The organism is Streptomyces sp. NPDC058240, from assembly GCF_042882135.1.
GTDB lineage: Bacteria > Actinomycetota > Actinomycetes > Streptomycetales > Streptomycetaceae > Streptomyces.
Genome location: NZ_JBHVWT010000090.1, coordinates 1 through 3,454, shown reverse-complemented (window position 1 = coordinate 3,454; position 3,454 = coordinate 1). Strand labels below are relative to the sequence as shown.

General features: G+C 72.1%; 1 protein-coding gene. It reads left to right on the top strand.

Annotated features, from left to right (window positions below; translation table 11 throughout):
• Positions 1-116: 116 nt before the first annotated feature.
• Positions 117-2,531, top strand: a complete 2,415-nt coding sequence (locus tag ACFVX4_RS40470) for a type I polyketide synthase (protein ID WP_389988031.1) — start codon at positions 117-119, stop codon at positions 2,529-2,531.
• The last annotated feature ends 923 nt before the right edge of the window (positions 2,532-3,454 follow it).

The following is a 3,454-nucleotide window of genomic DNA, read 5'->3' as shown; positions in this document are numbered from 1 at the left end:
GTTGGTTTTTTTGTTTTTCTTTTCTTTGCTTCCTTCTCCACCCTGGCGACCCCCTCCCCTCCCCCCACGACCAGGCTGCCGGTCTGCTGCGGGCAGCGGACTGGGCGCTGAGGCTCGTGCAGGAGTGGCTCGCCGAGCCCCGCCTGTCCCGCTCCCGTCTCGTCCTCGTGACGTCCGGTGCCGTCGCTTCGACCGATGACGGATTCCCTGCGGATGGTGCCGGTCGCGGAAGTGACGGCCGATCCGGCGAGACGGCGTCCGTACCGTTGCACACGCCGGTGTGGGGACTGGTCCGTTCGGCCCTGCGGGAAAATCCCGGCCGCTTCGCTCTGATCGATGTGGACGAGCACCCCGACTCCTGGAGTGCCCTGCCCGCCCTGCTGGCCGCCCCGGTGCCGGAGGCAGCCGTACACCGGGGAACGGTGTACGTACCGAAGCTGGTGTCACTGGCCGAGGCGACACCGAGCCAACGGAAGAGGCGGACGCTCGACCCGGAGGGCACCGTCCTGGTCACCGGCGGCACCGGTTCCCTGGGCATGCTGGTGGCGCGGCACCTGGTCACCGCTCACGGCGTCCGGCATCTGCTGCTCGCCGGGCGGCGCGGGCCGGACGCTCCGGGGGCGCGGGAACTCGTCGCGGAGCTGTGTGAGGCGGGCGCCCAGGTGACCGTTCACGCCTGTGATGTCACGGACCGGACCGCGCTCGCGGCCCTCCTCGACGCGGTACCGGCGGCCCACCCGCTGACCGGCGTTGTGCACACTGCGGGGGTGCTGGACGACGGCGTCGTCGCGGCGCTCACCACCGACCGGATGAGGCGGGTGCTGCGCCCGAAGGTGGACGCCGCTCTCGCTCTGCATGAACTGACCCGGGGGCACGACTTGGCCGTGTTCGCGCTGTTCTCCTCGGTAGCGGGTACCTTCGGCTCCGCGGGCCAGGCCAACTACGCCGCGGCCAATTGTGTGCTGGATGCCTTGGCGCGGCACCGCGGGCGGCTCGGACTGCCCGGTACGTCGATCGTCTGGGGCCCCTGGCAGCAGCACGACGGCATGATGGCGCACCTCGGCGACGCGGATCGGCAGCGGATGGCCCGCTCCGGGTTCAGCCCGCTCGGGCCGGAAGAAGGCCTGGCTCTCTTCGACGCGGCCGTGGCCGGTGACGAACCCGTGGTGGTGGCGGCCCGCCTCGCCCCGGTTGCTCTCCGCGGCGGTGGCACGGCGGCGAACCGGCTCCGAACCCCTGCTGCTGCCGCCGGGGACGACGCAGGCAACGGGGGCCGGGGCCGACTCGGCCCGTCGCTGGCGGCTGCTTCCCCCGGCGGGATGGGCGGGGTGCTGCTCACAAAGGTCCGGACCCTGGCGGCCCGCGTCCTGGGCCATCGGGAGGAGGCAAGCGAGATCGACGAGGACGCCCTGCTGGCGGACCTGGGGCTGGATTCCCTGGCCGCGGTCGATCTGCGCAATGAGCTCGCGGCATGGACGGGGCTGGCACTGCCGACCACACTGCTGTTCGACTTCCCGACGCCGCGCGCGCTCGCCGTCGAGCTGACGCGGCGGTACGCCGCCGAGGCACCTGCTGCGGGTGCCGCGTCCGACGGCCGGGCACGGCCTGAGGCCGACGGCTCCCCGGGCCGGCCGGCGGACGACGGTCCGGGAAGCGATCCGGGGGCGGGCGCTCCGCCGGACGCCCGGGTGCAGGTCGCCGAAGCCCCGCATGCCGGGGAATCTCCGGACTCCCTGGGCGCGCTCTTTCGTAACGTCTGCGCCCGGGGGCGGAGCTGGGACGGCATGGTGCTCCTCACCATCGCCGCGCGCCTCCGCCCGGTCTTCGACAGGACCGGGGCGCCCGGTGCGACGCACGAACCCGTCATGCTCGCGGCGGGCGGCACGGGGGCCCGGCTGGTCTGCTCCCCCGCGCTCAGCGCGCTGTCCGGACCGCAGGAGTACGCGCGCCTCGGTGCCCGGCTGCGAGGGCTGCGGCCGGTTTCCGCGGTGCGGCACCCGGGGTTCGAGCCCCGAGAGGCCCTGCCCGCCACACTGGACGCTCTCGTCACCGCCCAGGCCATTGCCGTCCGCGCAGCCGCGGCCGAAGGCCCCCTGGTACTGCTGGGGCGGTCGGCCGGTGGCTGGGTGGCCCATGCTGTGGCCGAGCGCCTGGAGTCCGAGGGTGCCGCCCCGGTGGCCGTCGTCCTGGTGGACACCTATCCCCCCGCTCACGGTGACCAGGGGCAGGCGCTCTCCACGATGACGTCGGACATGCTGCGCCGGGCGGCGCAGTTCGCCTCTGCCAGTCCCGATCGGCTCACCGCCATGGCCGGATACTTCGAGCTCTTCCGTGACTGGAAACCCGCGCCGCTCGCCTGCCCCACCCTGTACGTACGAGCCCGGGATCCGCTGCCCGGCACCGACCCCGCCCCGGACTGGAGCCGGCCGCACGCCGAGGTCACTGTGCCGGGGGACCACTTCACCATGCTGGAGGAACACGCCCGTACCACCGCACTCGCCATCCACCAGTGGCTCGGCAGCCGGTTCTGAGGACGTCCCGGGAGAGGCGCGGGTGCGGGCGTGAACGACTCCGTCCCACGCGCCCCCGCGCATCTCCCCCGTCCTCGCGGTCAGTACCGTTCTCTGTCCGGGCCACGGCAGTCGACGGCGGACATACGGCCGGGACGGGCGTCGGCGCCAGTCGTCCTGCTCCTCTGCTTCGGGCCGAGGAGCCGCGGCAGGGACCGTCACGGCACCGGACGAGACAAGCTCAGTCACGGTCGACCGCGCCTGACCGTTCGGTCGTCGGCCGGCTGGAGCTCTCGCTCCTGTGCCCGTAAGGCCGGCGGACTCCGGCCTCGTTCGCCCGGCCTGTACACCGCACAGGAACTGCGGATCAAGGGCTGTCGCCAACGGCTGTACGGCATGTGCGGCCCCCACCGAGCTCATCACCCTGTTCGATCCGGCCAAGGTGCGCACGACGCGCTACCGATTCCGGGGAGCAGTGATTCCTTCGCCCTGGCCCGCCAAGGGACAAGGACCCCGAGGTCGTCGAAGGGGACGTGTGGAGAGCCCCGGTGCTCGGAAACGGGCACGCCGGATTCGGGAGGCGGTTCGGGGAATCCCACCAGCAGCAATGCGGGCAGGGTGCCCCGAACCGACCTCACATCAGCCAGGGCAAACGTCACACCCAGGCACTTCTGTGCCTGGCCAGGCGTCGGGTGGGCTTTATCGAGCAGCAATGGAGGCGCTTCTCGTTGGACGGCAGTGCCCGGAGACCTCCACACCAGCAACGGATCCGGTCCGCCCTGCTACCTGGCCCCGCTGGGGTGCGTACGCGCCTCCCGAACTGCCCGAGCAACGCTGCTCCTCGTCAGGTTCGGGTCTGTCAAACGAGCGGTGTAACTCAGGTTGTTGGAGTTACTGGCGTGCTGCGGAGAGCCGGCCGTCGAAGGTGATGTCGAAGGCGTTGA